Origin of the sequence: Actinacidiphila paucisporea (genome assembly GCF_900142575.1) — a bacterium.
GTDB lineage: Bacteria > Actinomycetota > Actinomycetes > Streptomycetales > Streptomycetaceae > Actinacidiphila > Actinacidiphila paucisporea.
This window is the reverse complement of the sequence record NZ_FRBI01000008.1, coordinates 40,778-58,866: the sequence shown is the minus strand read 5'-3', so window position 1 is coordinate 58,866 and position 18,089 is coordinate 40,778. Positions and strand designations below refer to the sequence as shown.

Annotated in this window: 13 protein-coding genes; 7 read left to right on the top strand and 6 right to left on the bottom strand. The window is 74.9% G+C overall.

The window, feature by feature from the left end:
• Nucleotides 1–99 precede the first annotated feature (99 nt).
• From BUE44_RS14570 to BUE44_RS14555, 4 genes are read left to right on the top strand one after another with little or no spacing between them, the layout of a single operon-like run.
• Entirely contained in the window at nucleotides 100–2,697 is a 2,598-nt protein-coding gene (locus BUE44_RS14570) for a lantibiotic dehydratase (protein ID WP_073498164.1), read from the top strand.
• Nucleotides 2,694–4,472, top strand: a complete 1,779-nt coding sequence (locus BUE44_RS14565; protein WP_073498162.1) for a hypothetical protein — start codon at nucleotides 2,694–2,696, stop codon at nucleotides 4,470–4,472. The genes BUE44_RS14570 and BUE44_RS14565 overlap by 4 nt, the downstream gene beginning before the upstream one ends.
• Nucleotides 4,469–6,415: a TOMM precursor leader peptide-binding protein gene (locus tag BUE44_RS14560; RefSeq protein ID WP_235002158.1), complete on the top strand. Its 1,947-nt coding sequence runs from the start codon at nucleotides 4,469–4,471 to the stop codon at nucleotides 6,413–6,415. The genes BUE44_RS14565 and BUE44_RS14560 overlap by 4 nt, the downstream gene beginning before the upstream one ends.
• Before the next feature lie 13 nt (nucleotides 6,416–6,428).
• The gene (locus BUE44_RS14555) at nucleotides 6,429–7,616 is read left to right on the top strand and encodes a hypothetical protein (protein WP_073498159.1); all 1,188 of its coding nucleotides are present in this window, start codon (nucleotides 6,429–6,431) and stop codon (nucleotides 7,614–7,616) included.
• A gap of 63 nt (nucleotides 7,617–7,679) precedes the next feature.
• Here BUE44_RS14555 and BUE44_RS14550 read toward each other — a convergent pair whose 3' ends face one another.
• Nucleotides 7,680–7,865 carry a hypothetical protein gene (locus BUE44_RS14550; protein WP_073498157.1) on the bottom strand — a complete coding sequence of 62 codons (186 nt, stop codon included), beginning with the start codon at nucleotides 7,863–7,865 and terminating at the stop codon, nucleotides 7,680–7,682.
• A gap of 243 nt (nucleotides 7,866–8,108) precedes the next feature.
• Here BUE44_RS14550 and BUE44_RS14545 point away from each other — a divergent pair, with 243 nt between their 5' ends.
• On the top strand, nucleotides 8,109–10,874 hold the full coding sequence (locus BUE44_RS14545) for a LuxR family transcriptional regulator (RefSeq protein WP_073498155.1): 2,766 nt from the start codon (nucleotides 8,109–8,111) through the stop codon (nucleotides 10,872–10,874).
• A gap of 40 nt (nucleotides 10,875–10,914) precedes the next feature.
• Here BUE44_RS14545 and BUE44_RS14540 read toward each other — a convergent pair whose 3' ends face one another.
• The 3 genes from BUE44_RS14540 to BUE44_RS14530 all read right to left on the bottom strand — a co-directional run bounded on the left by BUE44_RS14540 (nucleotide 10,915) and on the right by BUE44_RS14530 (nucleotide 14,140).
• Nucleotides 10,915–11,349, bottom strand: a complete 435-nt coding sequence (locus BUE44_RS14540; RefSeq protein WP_073498153.1) for an ATP-binding protein — start codon at nucleotides 11,347–11,349, stop codon at nucleotides 10,915–10,917.
• A gap of 138 nt (nucleotides 11,350–11,487) precedes the next feature.
• Nucleotides 11,488–12,258 carry an EI24 domain-containing protein gene (locus BUE44_RS14535; protein WP_073498151.1) on the bottom strand — a complete coding sequence of 257 codons (771 nt, stop codon included), beginning with the start codon at nucleotides 12,256–12,258 and terminating at the stop codon, nucleotides 11,488–11,490.
• A 76-nt stretch (nucleotides 12,259–12,334) separates the two neighbouring features.
• On the bottom strand, nucleotides 12,335–14,140 hold the full coding sequence (locus tag BUE44_RS14530) for a RecQ family ATP-dependent DNA helicase (protein WP_073498149.1): 1,806 nt from the start codon (nucleotides 14,138–14,140) through the stop codon (nucleotides 12,335–12,337).
• Nucleotides 14,141–14,399: 259 nt separating this feature from the next.
• On the opposite strand from BUE44_RS14530, the gene BUE44_RS14525 reads away from it, so the two are divergent.
• Nucleotides 14,400–14,672: a GlsB/YeaQ/YmgE family stress response membrane protein gene (locus BUE44_RS14525; RefSeq protein ID WP_073498147.1), complete on the top strand. Its 273-nt coding sequence runs from the start codon at nucleotides 14,400–14,402 to the stop codon at nucleotides 14,670–14,672.
• A gap of 528 nt (nucleotides 14,673–15,200) precedes the next feature.
• Here BUE44_RS14525 and BUE44_RS14520 read toward each other — a convergent pair.
• The gene (locus tag BUE44_RS14520) at nucleotides 15,201–15,827 is read right to left on the bottom strand and encodes a hypothetical protein (protein WP_073498144.1); all 627 of its coding nucleotides are present in this window, start codon (nucleotides 15,825–15,827) and stop codon (nucleotides 15,201–15,203) included.
• Nucleotides 15,828–16,139: 312 nt separating this feature from the next.
• Here BUE44_RS14520 and BUE44_RS14515 point away from each other — a divergent pair, with 312 nt between their 5' ends.
• A complete protein-coding gene (locus BUE44_RS14515; RefSeq protein WP_143172506.1) occupies nucleotides 16,140–16,508 on the top strand; it encodes a hypothetical protein in 369 nt (122 codons plus the stop codon).
• Between the two features lie 484 nt (nucleotides 16,509–16,992).
• Here BUE44_RS14515 and BUE44_RS14505 read toward each other — a convergent pair whose 3' ends face one another.
• Entirely contained in the window at nucleotides 16,993–17,829 is an 837-nt protein-coding gene (locus tag BUE44_RS14505; protein ID WP_073498137.1) for an NAD-dependent epimerase/dehydratase family protein, read from the bottom strand.
• Between the last annotated feature and the right edge of the window lie 260 nt (nucleotides 17,830–18,089).

Sequence of the window (18,089 nt, the reverse complement as noted above, 5' to 3'; positions counted from 1 at the left end):
CACACACCGCGGTACGTATGAGGGTGAGGCATTTCTACTGACGCGGCCGGGCCGGTCCGCCTGTGATCATCGCCTGTGCGACGCACGGGAGGAGGCGGGGTGGCCGGCGCGACAGGCGGGGTGGCGGACGTGTCCGCCCGCGTTCCAGCAGCGGTGACGGTGGCACCGTACGCGCTGGTCAGAACCGTGGCACTCGCAGCCCCTGAGCCCTCCCCCGACGCCCGCGCCTTCCGCGAGTGCGCCGGGCGGCTGGTCGAGCTGACGCTGCTGTGCGAGCAGGTCGCGGACGTCCTCTGCGACGGCCTGTACGACCGGGCGCGTACGGCGGCGGCCGACGTGCGCGCCCGGGTGCTGGTGCCGCTGCGGCGGGACGTCCACAACCGGCGGTCGCCGCGGAGCGGCCTGCGGACCGCGCTCGCCGGTCTGGACCTCGGGATGCCCGTCCTGGACACGTGGTTGTCCGCACGTGACGAGATCGACCGGACGGCCGCCCGGCTCGCCCTGCTCGGCCCCTCGGCGCTGCGCGCCGACCGCGGCGCGCTGGCCGGCCTGTGCCGCAGCGAGGACGTGCAGCGCGCTGTCGCGCTGACCAGTGCGGACCTGTTGCGTGCGGTGCGGCGCGCGGCCGCCCAGGGCGCCGAGCCCGACAAGCAGGGCCGCAAGTCCGAGGCCGCGGTGCTGCGGTACGCGATGCGTGCCGTCACCAGGACGAGCCCGCTGTCCTGGTTCTGCCACGTCGGCTGGGGCCGGTGGGAGGACGGCGCCGCCGACCCGCCGGCCCCGCGTCCTGCCGCGGTGGCGCGGGTGCAGCGGTCCCTGCTGGACGCCCTGGTCCAGGCCGTCCTGACGCGCCCGCAGTCGCGCTCCGCGGTGGACTACCGGCTCGCTCCTGGCCTGTGCGCCGAGGGGCCGCACCTGTCCTACCGCCGGGCCTCTCCGGCCGTCGCGGCTCCCGGCGGTGCGGTCCGCGAGGAGAAGGTCACCCTGCGCTCGACCCCGGCGCTGCGCCTGGTGGTCACCGAAGGCCGCGCCCGTGGCGCTGTGCGGCAGCACGACCTGGCCGCGGCCATCGCCCACCGGCTCGCGGGCCCGCCGCGACGCGCGCAGGGCGCCGCGGCCGCCTTCGTCACCTCGCTCGTCGACCAGGGGCTGCTCCAGCCCGTACCGCCCTTCGACCCTCAGGCGCGGGACATCGTCCCGGAGGCCTGCCGCTGGCTGGCCGGCCTCGGGCTCCCCGAACTGGCCGGGACGCTGGCGGGCATCGGATCCGACACCGAGAGCTACCCGCGCCTTCCCGCGGCCGCACGGCCCGCGCGCCTGGACCGTATCCGATCCCGCTGGTCCGCGGCCTTCTCGCTGGCCGGGGCGGAACCCGTGAGCCTGCGGACGCCGCTCACCGAGGATGTCGTCCTTCCCTCGGTGGCATCGCTCGGCAGGGACCACGGAAAGGACTGCCTGCCCGACATCGCCCGGCTCGGCCCGCTGTTCGAGCTCTTCGACGGCTGCACGATGCTCCGCCGGACGACCCGCGACCGCTTCGTCGCCCGCTTCGGCGTCGGCGGGACGTGCGACGCGCTCGCCGACTTCGCCGACGAGATGGTCGCCGTCCGGGAGGAGTGCGACGGCGCCGCCCCCGGCGGTACGCGCCTCGGCCCCGGCACCCGGGAGACGGACGGCCTGCTGCGCCTGCGTGCCGAGCTGGCCCGCCTGGTCCCGGCCGCGGGCCCCGGCGCGGAAGCGGTCCTGCCGCAGGAACTGCTCGACGAGGCCGCACGCAGGACGCCCGCCTGGATCCGCCGGCGCCCCGCCTCCTACGCGGTGTTCGTCCAGCCGGTCCCGGACGGCGACTCCACCCGGTTGTGCGTCAACCACGTCTACGGCGGCTGGGGCCGGTTCACCAGCCGCTTCCTCGACCAGCTGGACCCGGCCGCGGGGCGGCAGGTGTCGGCGCGGATAGCCGACGCGCTCGGCGAGGGAGAGCGCGTCGCGCAGGTCCGCCCGGTGGGCGGCTTCAACGCCAACCTGCACCCCCGGCTGGTGGCCGACGAGGTGTCCGAGGCAGCGGCCGGAGGGACGCTCAGGCCGGAGCAGTTGCAGCTCTTCCACGACGCCGAGGCCGACCAGGTGCGCCTGCGCGTCACCGCCACGGGCCGACCGCTCAGCGTGCTCTACCTGGGCTTCCTCATGCCGTCCGTCCTGCCCGACCGCTGGATGCCGCTGGTGGACGACCTCGGGTCGGGTCCCGTGGACCTCGGGGGCGCGCTGGCGCCGAGCCGGCCGCTCGGGACCGCCCTCGGCCCGGTCGGCCACCGCCCCCGGCTGCGGTATCGCGACGTGATCGTCTCCCGTGCCCAGTGGCGGCTCCCGAAGGAGATGGTGCACGCCTGGCGTGCCGAACTGGACCGGGATCCGCCGGTGTCGGCCGCGTCCCGCCGGCGCGCCCTGCTCGGTATCCCCGAGCACGTCTTCATCGCCGCGGACCCCGGGGACGCCGCCGGGACGGGCGCCCTGCTGCCCTACCTCGCGCGGCCCAGGTCCCAGTACGTGGACCTCGGCAGCGCCCTGCACCTGCGCTGGCTGTCCCGCGTCCTGGCCCGCTACCCCGGCGGTGTGGTCGTCAGCGAAGCCCTGCCCGTCCCGAGGCCGGGCACCCGTGCCGTCGAGTTCGTCGCCGAAACCTACCGGAGCCAGCCATGACACCTGCCGCGGTGGTCCGTACCCGGGTGCTGCGCCTGCGCCCGATCGTGCACGCCAGCCCCGTCCCCGACGGCATCCACGTGCGGGGGGCGCGGTCCAGTTTCACCATGGACGGCTCCGCGGGGCTGTGGCGGCTCTGGCAGGCGGTCTCGGCGGCCCTGGCGGACGGACGCTCGTACGAGGAGTTGCTGGACGCGGCCCGCGGTCCGGCGGTCCGCACCGCGACGGCCCTGCTGACCCAGCAGCTGCGCGCGCACGACATGCTGGTCGAAGTGCCGCGGGGCTGGGGCGAGTCGGGTGATCCCGCCGGCCCTCCCCCGCGGATCGCCGCCTGGCTCGCGGCTGTCGCACCGGACCCGGTGGACGCCTGGGAGCGGATCCGGTCCGCCGCGGTCGGCGTCGGCGGGACGGGGCCGGTCGCTGCCGCCGCCGCGCGGGCGCTGGCGGCGGCCGGGGTGCGGATCCTCCGGCCGGACGGCCGCGGCGGGAGGACCGGCCGCAGGCCGGGCGCGCCCGCCCTGTCCGTCCCGCCCGTCCTGCCGCCCTCCCTGCCGGCCCTTGCCGCGCCGCCCGTCTCGCCCGCGCTGCCCGCGCCGCCTTGCCTGCTTTTCACCGGCGAGGTCGCGGTGGCGGCCGCTGCCGGCGGCGGGGCCGGCTTCGTCACCCCGGCGGGGTCGCCCGTATCGGCGTACCGCGACGCGCAGTTGATCGGCGACCGGATCGGGCTGCCGGCCGGTCCGCCCTCCGCGGCCGTGCTCGCCGCGCTGGTCGGCGGCGCCGCGGCGCATCGCCTGGTGTGCGCACTCGCCGGGCTCCCCGACCCCGGCGAGGACACCCTCGCCGCGTCGCCGGCCGCGTCGCCCGTGCTCGGCCGCCCCACCGCGCTCATCGCGCGCCTCGACCCGCTGGGCGCCGGCTACCACCCGTGGTGGGACACGGCGGAGCACGACCCGGCGGGCGGCGGACCGGCCGACGCGGACGCCCTGCCGGGCCTGGTCGAGGCCCTGAGCGACCCCGAGACCGGCGTGCTGCCCGCCGTCGCGGTCGACGACCTCCCGCAGCTGCCGGCCGGCCTGGCCCGGTGCGATGCCGGCGGCACCGTCGTCTGCGGCGTCGGCGTCGACACCGCCATGGCCCGGCTGTGCTGCGCCGTCGGCGCCGCGGAACGCCTGATCCTGGCGGACGGCGGCATCCCCGCGGTGGTCGGCGCGGACGCCAGGCACGCCGAGGGCGTGCGGCTGCGCCGGCTGGTCCACGCGGGGGTGCCCCGCCCGGACGCCGCGGCCGCCCAGGAGTGGGCGCTGTCCCCCGGCGCCCGCCGCTGGTTCAAGGCGGTGACGCTGCGCTTCGGCGCCCCCGCGGACCTTGCGGTGCACGGGCTGGCACCCGGCGTCTTCCACGCCGAACTGCGCAGCGGGACGGCGCTCCTGGGCTGGGCGGTGGAGAGCACCGCGGCGGACGCGGCGGCCTTCTGCGCGCTGGCGGCCGCGGGGGCCCTGCAGTGGCGAGCCGCCGGCGGTGATCCGTCCGCACCGGTCCACGCGCCCTGCGGCGCCCTTCCGGTGCGGGCGGCGGACGCGCCGGGCACCGCGGCGCCGCGGGCCGATGCCTGGATACGGCCCGCGGGCGCGTCGGAACGCGAGGACGCCTTGCAGGAAGGGCTGCGCGAGCTGCTCGGCGCCCGCGCCGGGTCGGCAAGGCGGGTGGCGCCGGAGTACGGCCTGCGCCGGGCCCTGGCCGTCGCCGGTTTCGCCGCCCTGGACGTCTCCCCGTGACCGGCGCCGTGCGGGAGGCCGAGCAGGGGGGCGGTCTGCTCGCCGCGGCGATGGCGGACGCGGGACTGCCCTGGCCGGTGCTGGCCCTGGACGCGGCACTGGCCTCCACCGGACAGCCCGCGGTGGTGGCACTCGACCGGTGGACCCCCGATCAGGCCGTGGCCCTCTCGGCTCATGCCTGGCGCGGCGGGAGCACGCTGCTCCCGGTCCGGGTCGACGGTTCCACGGCGCTGGTGGGACCGCTGCTGCACCGCGGCGCGCCCGCCTGCCTGGGCTGCGCCGAGGCGGAGCGGCTGGCGACCGCCGGCGGCCGTACTCCCCGGGACCAGGGTGACCTGGTGCTGGGCGGCGTACCCGCTCCGACCGCGGTGCCGCTGCTCGCCGCCCTCGCCGCGGACGCCCTCGCCGACACGGCGCGCTGGTCGGGCACGATGTGGGCGGTCCGCACGGACGACGGGACCTGCTCGACGCACCGGGCCAGGCCGCGCCGCGGCGGCTGCCCGATCTGCGGGCCGCTGCCCGAGGACACGCCGGAGCTCGCCCGGTTCGTCCCGGCGGCGCGGCCGCTGCCCGATCCCCGCCGGCTGCGCCAGGACAATCCGGCCACCACGCGGGCGGGGTTGAGGGCGGCGCTGTACGACTGGCGGCTGGGCCCCGTCGCGAGCGTGTCCCGCCGGGAGACGTATCCGCTGGCCTTCGCCGGGGCCGCGGTGGTCGGCGACCGGGAGGAGCGTGACGCCGGCTACGGCCGCGCGCTGACCTTCGCCGAAGCCGAACGCGTCGCGCTGTTCGAGGCCGTGGAGCGGATGGCGGGCACCGCCCCGCGCGGCAAACGCACCGCGCTGCGCGGCAGTTTCGCGGAGATCGGCCCGCGGCGCGCGGTCGACCCCGCCAGGTTCGGGCTGTACGAACCGCATGCGGCGGACCTGCCGGAGGCCCGTATCGCCCGCTACACACCCGACACGGTGACGGACTGGGTGTACGGCTGGTCGACGGGCGAGGACCGGGCGGTCGCGGTGCCCGAGCAGATGGCCTACTGGGGCCTGCCCCGACGGGGGGCCGGCGCCGGGGTGTCCCCTTTCGTCCGGGAGACCTCCAGCGGCTGCGGTCTCGGCAACAGCCTGGAGGAGGCCGTACTCCACGGCCTGTTCGAGGTGGCCGAGCGGGACGCCTTCCTCATGGCCTGGTACGCGCGCACCCCGCTGGCCCCGGTCGCGCCGCCTGACGACGACCCGCTGGTGGGCCACTGCGCCGACCTCCTGGACGCCCTCGGCTACGACCTGCGGCTCTTCGACTCCACCAACGACTTCGGTGTGCCGGCGGTGGTGTCCCTCGTGCTCTGCCAGGACGCCGCGTCCGCCGCCCCGCAGGCGTTCTTCGCGGCCGGAGCCCATCCCGATCCGCGGGAGGCGATCCGGTCCGCCGTCGTGGAGGCCGTCGTCAGCGTGGGAGCGGTCACGCAGACGGCGCTCACGTCGCCGGAGAAGCTCGACCGGGACCGGCTGCTGCGGATGCTGGACGAACCGCGGCGGGTGGTCTCCATGGAGGACCACACGGCCCTGTACACGCTGCCCGAGGCCCGGTCACGCTTCGACTTCCTGCTGGCGGGCACCGGGCCGCCGCGCCCCTGGCAGCGGGTCTGGCCAGGAAGTCCGCGGCCCGTCCGGGACCTCGGGGCCCTGCTCGCCGAGACAGCCGCGCGTGTGGTACGGGCCGGTATGGACGTCGTCTTCGTCGACCAGAGCGACCCGGTCGTTCGCGACACCCTGGGCCTGCACGCGGCCAAGGTCCTCGTCCCCGGCGCGCTGCCGATGACCTTCGGTCATGTGCACCGCCGTACGCGCGGCCTGCCCCGGCTGCTGGACGTGCCGTGGCGGCTCGGCCGCCTGCCGGCCCGTCCCCGCTACCGGGACCTGCCGCTCGACCCCCACCCCTTCCCGTGAACGGGCACCGTCCATGACCGACCCCGTCCGCACCGCGCTCGCCGCCGCCCACGCGCACGGCCCGGGCAAATCGCTCGGGCCCGTGGGCGGAGCCGTCCGGGTCGGCAGGCCGCGGCCGACCCGCTCCGTACCGCTGAGCCACCTGGCCGACGACCCGTCCTTCGGCGCGGCCCTGGCCGGCACGCTGTCCGTGGCGCTGGCCCCCCGCCGGTGGGAGCCCTGGAATCCGCACAACGACCACCGGGGCTACCCGTCACCGCGCTGCGTGTACCCGACCGACGCGGCGCTGCGGCTCGGCGGCGAGCGCTGGCCCGTCGATCCGGTCAGGCTCGTCCTCGAAGGCGAACGGCCGCTGCCCGACCCCGCCGCGGTCGGCTCCGCCACCGTCGAACTGACCGTCGCCCCGCACCGGCTGCCCGACGGGTACGGCACCCTGCGCGACGCGCTCGCCCTGCTGGAGGCCGGCCACGTCACCTCCTGCCTCATCGAGGCGGGCCGCACCGCGGGGCTCGTCGGCCACGCCTCGTCCCGGGGTGGCGGCGGGCGGTCCGGCGTCGTGGCGGAAGTGACGTTCGAAGAGGGCGAGGTGGCGGACCGGCCCTGGCGGCAGGCCGTCGCGGAGCGGAGCGGAGCGCTGGCCCCGCGGGGCCTGTCCGCGGACCCCCGGCCGCTGCCCGCCGGGACCCTGGGCCGGGTGGTCCGGGACAGCCGCCCGCCCGCGGGCTCGCTCGCCGGCCGGCGCGGCGCGGTCCGGCTGCGTCACCGGCTCGCCGTCCGCGGGATCGTCGGCGTCCGGGACGGTCTCTACGAGCTGGGCGAAGGGGGCCCGGACCTGATCAGGCCGGGGCGCGCGACGGAGTGGATCGGACCGGCGTTCGGGTTCGGCCGGGCAGCCGTGGACGTGCCGGGCATGAACGTGGTCTGGGCGATCAGCGGCGACGTCGAGGGCGCGGTCCGCGAGCAGGGCCCTGACGCCTACCGGGACATGCTGCTGGCGGCGGGGGCGGCCGCCCAGCACGTCTGCTCCGCGGCCGCCGTGTCGGGCCTCTTCTGCCGGCCGGTGCGCAGCTTCGACGAGCCGGCCGCGGAGGCGGCGATGCGGGCCGACCCCGGGGAGGACATCGTCTACATGCTGCTCATCGGCCGCCCCCGCGCCCTGGACTTCTGCTACGACCTCACCGACCCGGGGGAATTCCCGTAGCGCCTGCGCGGGCGGCGGAGGGCGGGCGGTTGCCGTGGGCACCCGCCCGCCCGTGCAGTGCGGTCAGTTGGGGTAACAGCAGCACGACGGGGGCCAGGAGTCCGCGGCGCCGAAGTCGGTCTTCGCCGCCGGACCGTCCATGCTGATCACCGACAGGGTGCTGAGGTCGAGGTCGCTGAAGTCGAGGTCTCCGAAGTCCAACGCCTCCTTGGTGGTGCTGTTCTCGTGGTCGTCCGTCGTCTGGCGCATGGCTGTCCAATCCGCTGGTGGTGGGATACGGCACGCGACGTGAGGTGCCACCGCACGACCACCTTCCGGCCCGCGGCTTTCCCCGACATCGGTAGAAATACGCAAACCACGTACGCAACCGCCCCGGGAGACCGGCCCGTTGCCCAACTCCCCACCGGCGGCTTCTTCATTGCGCCGGAAAGTCGGGCCCGCCTAGGATGATCGAATCGCGGGACCGGGCCACGTTTGCCTTGGGGGATGTGTGTGAGCGGCGGGTCGGCCGAGGCGTCCGCGAGCAGCGGGGGCGCCGTGGATGCCTCCGCGCCGGAGACCGGCACCGCGCTCGGCCACCGCGTACTGGTCGGCAGGGACAGCGAGGTCGACGCCTTGCGTTCGGCGCTGAAAAGCCTGATCGGCGCCCGGGGGCGGGCGGTCGCGCTCGTCGGCGAACCCGGTGTCGGCAAGAGCGCGCTCATGTCCGCGCTGGCCGCCCTGGCCTGCGATGCCGGCTTACCGGTCCTTTCCACGCATGCCGATGCCGCGGAACCCCTCAAGCCGTTCACCACCCTCCTGGAGTGCGGTCCCGGCGCCCGGCAGGAGGAATCCGCCGGGCCCGCAGCACCTCCCGCCGCGGCGGCGGCCGTGCTGGACGACCTCCACCGGCTGCCGGCGGACAGCATCCCCGGCGTCGTACAGCTGATCCACGCGGCTTCCGCGAGCCCGCTGCTCCTGGTCATGGCCTATCGGGAGCGCCAGCTCTCCTTCGAAATGGCCGAAGTCCTCTCCCGAGCCCTGAGTTCGGGCCGGCTCGACCTGTGGCGGCTCGGCCCGCTGTCCCTGGAGCAGACCCGCGCCCTGCTGGGCGATCGACCCGACCTGGACGACATCCACCGTTCAGGCGAGGGGAATCCGCTGTACCTCAAAGCGATCGCGGGCGACGGCGAGGCGGTCACCGAGGCCGCGACGGCCATCCTCGGCGAATTCGCCGGCCTTGACCGCGACGCCCTTACCGTCGCCCAGGCGGCTGCCGCGCTGGGCGAGCCCTTCCACCCGGAACTGCTGGTCGAAGTCGCCGGCCTCGATGTCGCCGACGCGATGGGAGCACTCGACACGCTCACCCGCGCGGATCTCCTCAGGCCGGTCGGCCCCGGGCCGCAACTCGCGCTGCGTCACCCGGTGCTGGGCGCGGTCGTCCACGGACGGCTCGATCCGGGACGGCGGCTCGCCCTCCACCGCCGCGCCGAGGCCGCGCTGGCCCGGCGCGGCGCCCCGATCGCCCGGCGCGCGCCGCACGTCGCACAGGCCGCCGACCCGAGCCGGCCCGACCACGTCGCGACCCTGGTCGACATGGCGCGCGACTGCCTGCACTCCGCCCCGCACATCGCGGCCGGCTACCTGGAAACAGCCGTCTCGCTGATCCCGCAGAGCGGGAGTTTCTGGCACGAAGCCCGTGTCCTGCTGGCACAGGCCCGCCTGTTGACCGGTGACGCCGCCAACAGCCGGGCGCTGCTCGACACGTTGGGAGCCGATCTGCCCGGCAGCCCCTTCCGGACCCGGGTGATCGCCGACACCAGCCGGGCCGCGCAGCGGCTCGGCCACTATGCGGAGGCCGCCGCCATCGCGCGGTCCGGCCTGGCGTCGCTGTCCGACCACGACACCGCGGCGGCTGCCGCCCTGCACACCGAGCTGGCGGACGCCGCCCTCGACCAGCGCCAGTACGCGACGGCCGAGCGGCACGCCGGCATCGCCGCGGCGACCGCCCGCGGCTACGGGGACCGCGCCGGTGAGGCGAACGCCCTCGCGCAGGCGTCGCTCGCGCGCCTGCACCTGTGCGACCGGGCCGGTGCGCAGGCCGCGGCCGCCAGGGCCGCCGAACTCGTCGACGCGGCCGGTGACACCTCGCTGCTGGCCAATCTGCAGTCCGTCTACCAACTGGGCCTCACCGAGTCCCTGCTGGGGCAGCTGCCGGAGGCCGAACGCCACCTCGCACGCGGCGCGGCGCTGTCCCGGCGGTCCGGGCAGCACCACGTGCTGCCCGCGATCCTCAAGGCCCTGGGAGAGGTCCAGCTCCGTTCGGGAGACGTCCCCGGGGCGCTCGCGACGCTCGACGAGGTCCTCGCCCGGCCCGGCGGCAGTCCCGCCACGCGGGCCATCGCCCTGTCGCTGCGCGCCAAGGCGCTGCTGTGGCGGGGCGCGCAGGGCGATGGCCGGGACGCGCTCCTGCTGGCCGGGCAGGCAGCCGGGATCGCCGGCTCCGCGCCGACGGCCTGGGCCGTGGTGGTCCGCTGCCTGCACGCCGAGATCGTGCTGCTCGCCGGCGACCCGGAGCGCGGCGGATGGCTGCTGCTGGAAGCCGCGGGCGGGACCGGGCTGCCGCTGCTCACGGCCCTGCGCAGGCCGCGGTGGTGCGACGTGCTGGCCGAGGCGGCGGCGCTCGGAGGTGACCTGGCGGCGGCGGAGCGGTGGGCGCGGCTGGGTGAGGAGTCCGTCGCGCAGCTTTCCACCGCGGGCCGCCGGGGCTTCTCGCTGCGCGCCCGGATGCGGGTCCACGCCCTGCGCGGCGAGGCCGACGAGGCGGTGGAGGCCGCCGAGCAGGCCGTGGAGGGTTTCTCCGCGGGCGGGAAGCGCATCGAGGTGTGCCGCACCCTGCTGGCGGTCGCGTCCCTGTCCCTGGACGCGGGACGCGGACAGCAGGTGGACGGGTGGCTGGGCCGCGCCGCGGCACTGGCCGGCCAGTGCGGCTCGGCACGGCTGGCCGAGGAGGTCGCCGACGAGCGCCGCCGGCTCGCCGGACCAGCCGGCCGCGGCGGCTCAACCGGCCCCCTGGCCGCGCTCTCCTCCCGGGAACGGCAGATAGCCGGCCTCACCAGCACCGGCATGACCAGCAAGGAGATCGCCGGCGCCCTCTTCCTGAGCCAGCGGACCGTCGACACCCACCTCAACCGCATCTACCGCAAGCTGGGCCTGACCAACCGCGTCGCGCTCACCCGCCTGATGCTCGACGCCGGCGGGCGACCGGAGCCGTCGTGATGCCGTACGCCGCGGCGGGTCCCGCGAAGGCGCCGTCCGCTCACCGCGTGCCGGAGCCGTGCGGGTCGGGGCGGTCCGGCGGGCTGAAGCAGGCCGTCACGGTCTTGCCGTCCGCCTGGTGACGGGTCTCCCAGCTGTCGGCGAGCGCGTCCATCAGGATCAGCCCCCTTCCCGAGGTGCGGTCCGGGTCCTGCGAAGGGGGGACCGGTTCACCGCTGCCGGAGTCGTGGACGCTGACGTGCAGGCACCGGCTGTCCCAGGCCAGGACCAACTGCGCGCCGCTATGGGCGTGGACATGCGCGTTGGTGATCAGTTCAGAGACCGTCAGGACGATCGCGTCGACGGTCTCCGGGGCGTCGCGAGTCCACGGCAGGGACTCCAGATGCCGGCGTGCCCACTGCCTGCCTGCCTTTACTCCGCCTGAGACAGGGAACGACTTTGCCCATCCCACGGCCTTCAGCGATCCTTCACCCATCGCCATGCTCCCCACTTCGTGAAGCCGAACGGCGCTTGCTCCCGCGCACCCTGGCGTGCCGAGCAGCTCACTGTCCGCCTGCCCGCTCTTGACGATATGAGGCTTCCGGTAGGCCGGACAAACCCGGCGCGGAGCGGGTCATTCGACGGTCGGTCCCGAGCGCCCGGGCGGGGCAGCGTGCAGCAGTTCACGCGTGAGCAGGGTCGCGCCCGCGACCGCGCCCGGCATCAGCACGACCGCCGCGAACGGTACGAGGAAGGTCAGCACCAGTGGCACCCCGAAGCCCAGCACCAGCATCGGGCGGCCGCGCAACAGCCGTAGACGCTCGCGCAGTGCGATGTCGCGGCGCTGCATGGACACCGCGGACAGCTCGGCGGTGAGGAAGAAGCCGGACACGCAGAAGCCGACCGCGGGCACGACGGTCTGCCCGACCACGGGCACGAAGCCCAGCACGAAGAGCACCACGCCGAAGGCGCCGACCAGCAGCAGCACGCGCACGCTGTCCCGCACACCGGTCCACAACTCCCGCAGCGCCGAACGGTCGGGCGGTTCGGGGGCGTTCCCCTGGGAGACGTCCACCCGGTGGGCGAGCGACTCGTAGAACGGCTGGCCCACCAGCAGCGTCACCGCGGTGAAGGAGATCACCGCGACCAGCAGCCCGCCGCAGACGAGCATCGCGGTCACCAGTTCGCGGAAGGCGCCGCGCACCGGCGACGTCCAGCCGTCGGCGAACGGCGTCGCCCAACTCGCGAGATCGTCCGACCAGACCACCAGTGCGACCAGCGCGCCGGCGTAGCCGACCAGGGTGATCAGGGCGGGCGCCATCCCGTAGCGCCAGTCCGACCTGTGCCGCAGCGCCCAGTGCTGGCCCCGCGCCAGCAGCCCCAAGCCCTTCACGAGATCACCCATGGCGCGCACCCCCAGTCGGTTGTGGTGACGGAGCTTGGGACCGCCGTCGTCGCGGGGCTTCGGATCGCGGACATCCTCAGCGCCTCTGTTCCGGCAGCTCGGCGAGCAGGCGCTTGTCCGTCACCACTGCCACCGACAGGGTGCGGTAGCCGACGGAGGAAAACAGCACGGTGACCTTGCCGTCGCCCTCGCTCATCACTTCGCCGTCGCCCCACTGCTCGTGGCGCACGCGGACCCCGGGCCGGTAGGGGTGGGCCGCCGTGTCGCGCGGCGCGGAACGGCCGGCATTCCCGGCGGGAACCCGGCTCCCGCCGGCGGCGGGGACGGACCTCCGGTCGGACCTGCGAAGGCGCATGCGGCGCCCGCGCGCGGCGGTCGCCGGCTCGTCCGCGCCGTGCACCTCCTCCCGTGGGGCCGGTGCGTCGAGGGGACCGGTCGGCCTGCCGGCGCAGTTGTCGCACGACCCGCAGGAGTCGGACACGGTCTCGCCGAAGTAGCCGAGCAGGAAGCGGCGCCGGCAGTCGACGGTCTCGGCGTACCCCCGCATCATGTCGACCCTGGACTGCTCCAGTTTTCGGTGCGTGGCGTCGACGGCCAGCGCCGCCTGGACGGCGCGGTCCACCGCGTCCTGGCCGTCGCCGCCGGTCCAGCGGCTGCCGTCGCGTGCCGTACGGACGGCTTCCGCCTCCTCCAGCAGGTTCAGGACGGCGGACAGCCGGGTCGCGGACAGGTCGCAGTCCGCCCGCAAGGCGCTCGTCGGCACCGTCCCCCCGGCCTCCCGCAGCCGCTCGGCGACCCGCCCCAGCGCCTCCGCGTCCGGCGCCCCCGCGGCGAAGAAGCGCTGCAGGCCGAGGTCCTTCTGCCGGTAGGCCAGGATCGCCCGGGCCGGGGCGCCGTCGCGGCCCGCCCGGCCGATCTCCTGGTAGTACGCGTCCAGCGACCCGGGAACGGACGCGTGCAGGACGAACCGCACGTCCGCCTTGTCGATGCCCATCCCGAAGGCCGACGTCGCCACGACCACGTCCAGATCGCCCGCGAGGAAGCGGTCCTGCACGTCGCCGCGATCGGCGGCCGTCCGGCCGGCGTGGTAGCTCTCCGCGTCCAGCCCGAGGCCGGCGAGCTCCTGCGCCAAGGTGTCGGCGGCCCGGCGGGTCGCCGCGTAGACGACTCCCGGCTTCTCCTCCACGGCCGCCCGCTCCACCACGAAGCGGTTCTTGTCGGCCTCGTCCTGGAAGGCGGCCACTTCAAGACCGATGTTCGGCCGGTCGAAGCCGGACACGATCTCCACCAGGTCCTTCATGCCCAGGCGTTCTGCGATGTCGCGGCGGACCGGTGCGGCCGCGCTCGCGGTCAGCGCGAGCACCGGCGGATTGCCCAGCCGCTCGCGCGCGTGGCGCAACCGCAGGTAGTCCGGGCGGAAGTCGTGGCCCCACGACGAGACGCAGTGCGCCTCGTCAACCACGAGCAGCCGGGGCCGGGCGGCGGCGAGCCTGTCGAGCACGTCGGCCTTGGCCAGCTGTTCCGGGGCGAGGAAGACCACGTCGATGGACGAGGCACTGATCCGCTCCCAGGCGCTGTCGTTGTCGCTACGGCGCTGAGCCGAGTTGACCGCCGCGGCGCGCAGGGCTCCGGAGGCGAGCAGGCCCTGCATCTGGTCACGTTGCAGGGCGATCAGCGGTGAGACCACCACGACCGGCCCGCCGAGCAGCGCCGCAGGCACCTGGTAGATCGCTGACTTCCCCGCCCCGGTCGGCATCACGGCGATCACGTCGCGCCGCTTCATCACCGACTTCATCGCGGCCAGTTGGGCCGGGCGCAGCTCTTCCCAGCCGAAGACCCGGCGCGCGGTGGCACGCAGCCGTCGGGACGAGAGTGCGAACATACTTCTCCTCGGTGGTCCTGGCGTCGAACTGCTGTGTGCCTGCCGACTACCCCACCTCGCCGGGTTATCGCCTTCCGCGACCGCCGTCCCGCGGAGGTGACGGCGCGTAGCCGGGTCGGGCCGGCCCGGTCACCGGCCGGTGCCATCGCGGAACGGCCCCCGGGAAAGGCCGTCGACGCCGGCGCCGCGGAGAAGCACCGGCCGGCGCGCCCGGCTTTCGAACAGGCGTGTTGTCGCAAGCCCAGGGCAGGAGGTCGGCATGGGCATCATAGGTTGGATCGTTCTCGGACTGGTCGCCGGCGTCGTAGCGAAGGTCATCCTTCCGGGGCGGGACCCCGGCGGCCTCGTCGGCACCACGCTGATCGGCTTCATCGGCGCGCTGCTCGGCGGGTGGCTGTCGGCGAAGCTGCTGGACAAGCCGATCCCGCACGACTTCTACGACGGCAAGACCTGGCTGGCCGCCATCGCCGGATCGCTGGTGCTGCTGATCGTCTACCGCGTGCTGTTCGGCGACTCCCGATCCCGCCGCTGACCCCGGTCCGCCCCCGTCCCGGGGCACCCGCCTCGCGAGTTGCGGCCCCGGCTGGGAGCGCGACTCGCGGGTAGACGGTCGGTCGGGCGGCACACCGCCCGTACGAGACCGGAATCGGCGCCGCCACCGATGAGCGGCGCCGGCTCCCCAAGAGACAACGTGAGGTCGAGGTGCAGAACTTAGTGGACGTGGCTTACAAGGGGTCCCCCAGCGGAGGGCCGGTGTTCGCCTTCATGACCGTGCTGGTGATCGTCTTCTCGCTCGCGGTCATCGTGAGGCTGCTGCGGAACAAGCACTGAGCTGACAGACGCGTCGGTTCGCCGTACGTATCAACGCCGGCTCACCGAGCAGCCGATGGGCCCGCTACCCGTGGTGGTACACCTGTCGGTCCGCAAGGCTCTTCTGCGACCGGGGCTCCTGTGTGCGCAGGACGTTCGCCGAACAGATCGAGGGCTTTGCCGAGCGCTACCGTCGCTCCGGCATCACGCTGAAAGCCGTCGAGGTCGAGCGCCGGCTTTCGCTGGGAGATCAGTCCTGTGGCGACTCGCCGGCAGCCGAGCGGCGCCCCCCGACGGAGACGACCAGTGCGTCTGCCACGATCGCCGCGTCTGCGTCTGCAACATCTGCCGGGTATTCCGGCAACAGATCGTCCCAGACGGGCATCCATGATCCGTACAGCTGGGTCTGCCCCTCGGGCCGGGCGAAGAACCAGATGTGCAGGTGTGCGCCTCCATCGCCGATGCGGTAGACGTGGGCTCGCGAAATGTGCGGCAGGGCCTGCACATGGCGGACGATATGAGTGGACAAAACCCCCAGCTCGGCCGCCAGTTCATCAGGCAGGTCAGCCATGTCACAGTGCTCGCGCGGATGCAGCATGAGCACCAGCGGCACACCGACTCCCGTGATCCGGGTAAGCCGCCAACTGTCGTTGAACCAGATCCCATCGTCTCGGTGGCGGCACGCCCTGCAGTTCGACGGGTCCTCGCCGTGTCGCGCAGGCTCGGGCAGAACCGGAGGTCGCAGTGGCGCGACGCGCAGTCCGTCCGGCTCGAACGGGCTGATGTCCCATCCCGTCATGCGCGCGAGCGGGAGCCGATGCTCACCGTCCGCAGCGGCAAGCGCGTGGTCGTAGAACTCGTCAGGTCGCAAGGCCATGGTCCGAAGACTAGTTCGGCGTCGACACCCGGTGAGGACCAGGGTGACCTGGTTCAGGACCGGCTTGTTCACTTCACCGGAAGGCAGGTACTGCCGTACGTGAAAGCGCCTACTCGGTAGTCTGGCAAGGTGGGGGAGGAACGCACGTCCGATGCCGCGCCGGACCCGGCCTCGGCCATCCGGCGGAGACTCGCCCTGTTCCGGACGGAGAGGGATCCCCGGTACCTGACGGATCGTCGGGCCGACGCCGAGCTCGCCGCGGCCATGACCGCCACGGTCCGCGCGGGCCGGGCAGGTGAAACCGAATGCGACGTGGCGACACTGGCGGAGTTGACCCGGTTCCGCTTCTGGCGTGGCGTGGTGTCCGGTACCGCCCCCGGGCAGGTCGAGGCGGACGACGCCGTCGGGTTCTTCCTCGGGCTGCGGCAGACGTCACCGGACCTCACCGCCGTCACCAACGGGCTGGGCGGGAGCCGCGCGGGCCTGCCGGGCAGCGGCGGCACCGGCCTGGGGAATCCTGCCGTCGTGTACGAGGCGGTGGTGCTGGACGTCACCTGCTCGTGCGGTCTCGCGCACCCGCCGCGGGAACCCGGGGCCACCGACGCCGGCGCCGGCGGCTGCGGAGTCAGCTTCCGCATCGAGCTCGCCGCCGGCCACGGTCCCGACGGCGGACGGCCGTGAGCGAAACGCCGCTGCGGCCGAGGCTGCCCGAGCGCCCGCCGACGCCGGCGGACCTGACCGAGCGGGACCGTTTCGCAGCCCTCGCCGAAGCGTCCCTGCCAACGGTCCGCGCCAGCGCGGAGGCCTGGCGCAACGGCCTCGCCGCCTTCGTCACGCTGGTCACCACGGGCGCGGTGATCAAGGGCCGGGACACGTGGCCCAGCTCACCCTCGGCTGGCGCACGGCGGTCAGCCTCCTCATCGGCGGCGGCATCGCGCTCTGCCTGGCGGGGCTCTGGCAGGCCCTCGCCGCGCAGGCCGGCACCCGCGAGGGCACCGTGACCCTGGCAGACATCCACCGCCGCCACGCATCCGTCGCGGCGTACCAGATCGCCCTGGCCGACGCCGCGGCGGCCCGGCTGAGACGCGCGACGCGGGGGCGAGCGCTTCCGAGACGGCCGAGGTCGGCGGACGCCGTGCGGGTCACGGCCGTTCCCCGGCGCCGTTCACAGCCGCCAGGCGTGGCGGGTGGTGAAGCCGAGCAGTTCGCGGCTGCGGCGGGTGGTGAAGGGGACCGCGAAGCCTTCGAGGCGGGCGTCGAAGCGGGTGCCGGGGTGGTAACGGCGGACGAGGTCCTCGGTCGGCTCCAGCGCCGTGGTGTCGGGGGCGGCCACGTTGACCACGGTGTGGCCGGCGAGCGGGGCGGTCAGCGCCAGGCCGATCGCGCGGGCGGCGTCCCTCGTGTCCAGCCAGCCCCACAGCGAGCCCCGGTCGACCTCCGGGTCGGCGTGCACCTCTTCCAGGTGCCGCCGCAGCCGGTCGCCGGTGCCGATGAACGGGAACCGCAGGCTGACCGCGGTCGCGCCCCAGCGGCTGCTGACCCGCGCGGCGATCTCCTCACCGACGTGTTTCGACAGCCCGTAGACGTCGTCACCGGTGAAGGACAGCTCCTCGGTCACCGGCACGCCGGGGGGCGAGATCCCGTGCCGGGAGAAGGCGAAACCGAGCGCGGACAGGCTGGAGACGTTCACCAGGCGGCCGGCCCCGGCCCGGGCGGCGCCGGCCAGCACGAGGTGGGAAGCGGTCACGTTGTTGAGGAAGACCTCGTCCTCGGGGGCGGCGGTCGGGGACGGCAGGGCGGCCGCGTGGACCACGGCGTCCACGGCGTGCACCGCGCGGGCGAGCACCCCGGTATCCCGCAGGTCCCCGGTGAGCACCTCGTCCGCGACGGCCGGATCCGGCGGGGTGCGGTCGTGCGCGCGCACGGACCAACCCTCGTCGCGCAGGTGCGCGACCACTTCGCGGCCGAGGGTGCCGCCTGCGCCGGTGACCAGGACCTTCACGGTGAACCCCTTCCAGAGCGGCGCGGACTGACGCGCGCCGCCCCGCCGCTTCCCGGACCGTCCGGCGGCGCATACCCGTAACGAGTCGACAGGATAATTGCAGAGATCGCTCATAAATTTACTCCCTTCCAGCCCGTCGCTTGCCGTGGTTGACTGATCGGCAGCTGACCGCCGTACGCCACCGCCTCGCGCGGGGGCCGCCGGCCGGGCGCACGGACCGGGCGCGGGGCCCGTACCGCAGTCCCCCCGGCGAAGGAGAT

Bases quoted from the DNA above. Each gene is read 5' to 3' on its own strand.
- BUE44_RS14565 (WP_073498162.1), top strand. From the start codon at position 2,694: ATGACACCTGCCGCGGTGGTCCGTACCCGGGTGCTGCGCCTGCGCCCG.
- BUE44_RS14555 (WP_073498159.1), top strand. From the start codon at position 6,429: ATGACCGACCCCGTCCGCACCGCGCTCGCCGCCGCCCACGCGCACGGC.
- BUE44_RS14540 (WP_073498153.1), bottom strand. From the start codon at position 11,349: ATGGGTGAAGGATCGCTGAAGGCCGTGGGATGGGCAAAGTCGTTCCCT.
- BUE44_RS14520 (WP_073498144.1), bottom strand. From the start codon at position 15,827: ATGGCCTTGCGACCTGACGAGTTCTACGACCACGCGCTTGCCGCTGCG.
- BUE44_RS14530 (WP_073498149.1), bottom strand. From the start codon at position 14,140: ATGTTCGCACTCTCGTCCCGACGGCTGCGTGCCACCGCGCGCCGGGTC.
- BUE44_RS14525 (WP_073498147.1), top strand. From the start codon at position 14,400: ATGGGCATCATAGGTTGGATCGTTCTCGGACTGGTCGCCGGCGTCGTA.
- BUE44_RS14550 (WP_073498157.1), bottom strand. From the start codon at position 7,865: ATGCGCCAGACGACGGACGACCACGAGAACAGCACCACCAAGGAGGCG.
- BUE44_RS14535 (WP_073498151.1), bottom strand. From the start codon at position 12,258: ATGGGTGATCTCGTGAAGGGCTTGGGGCTGCTGGCGCGGGGCCAGCAC.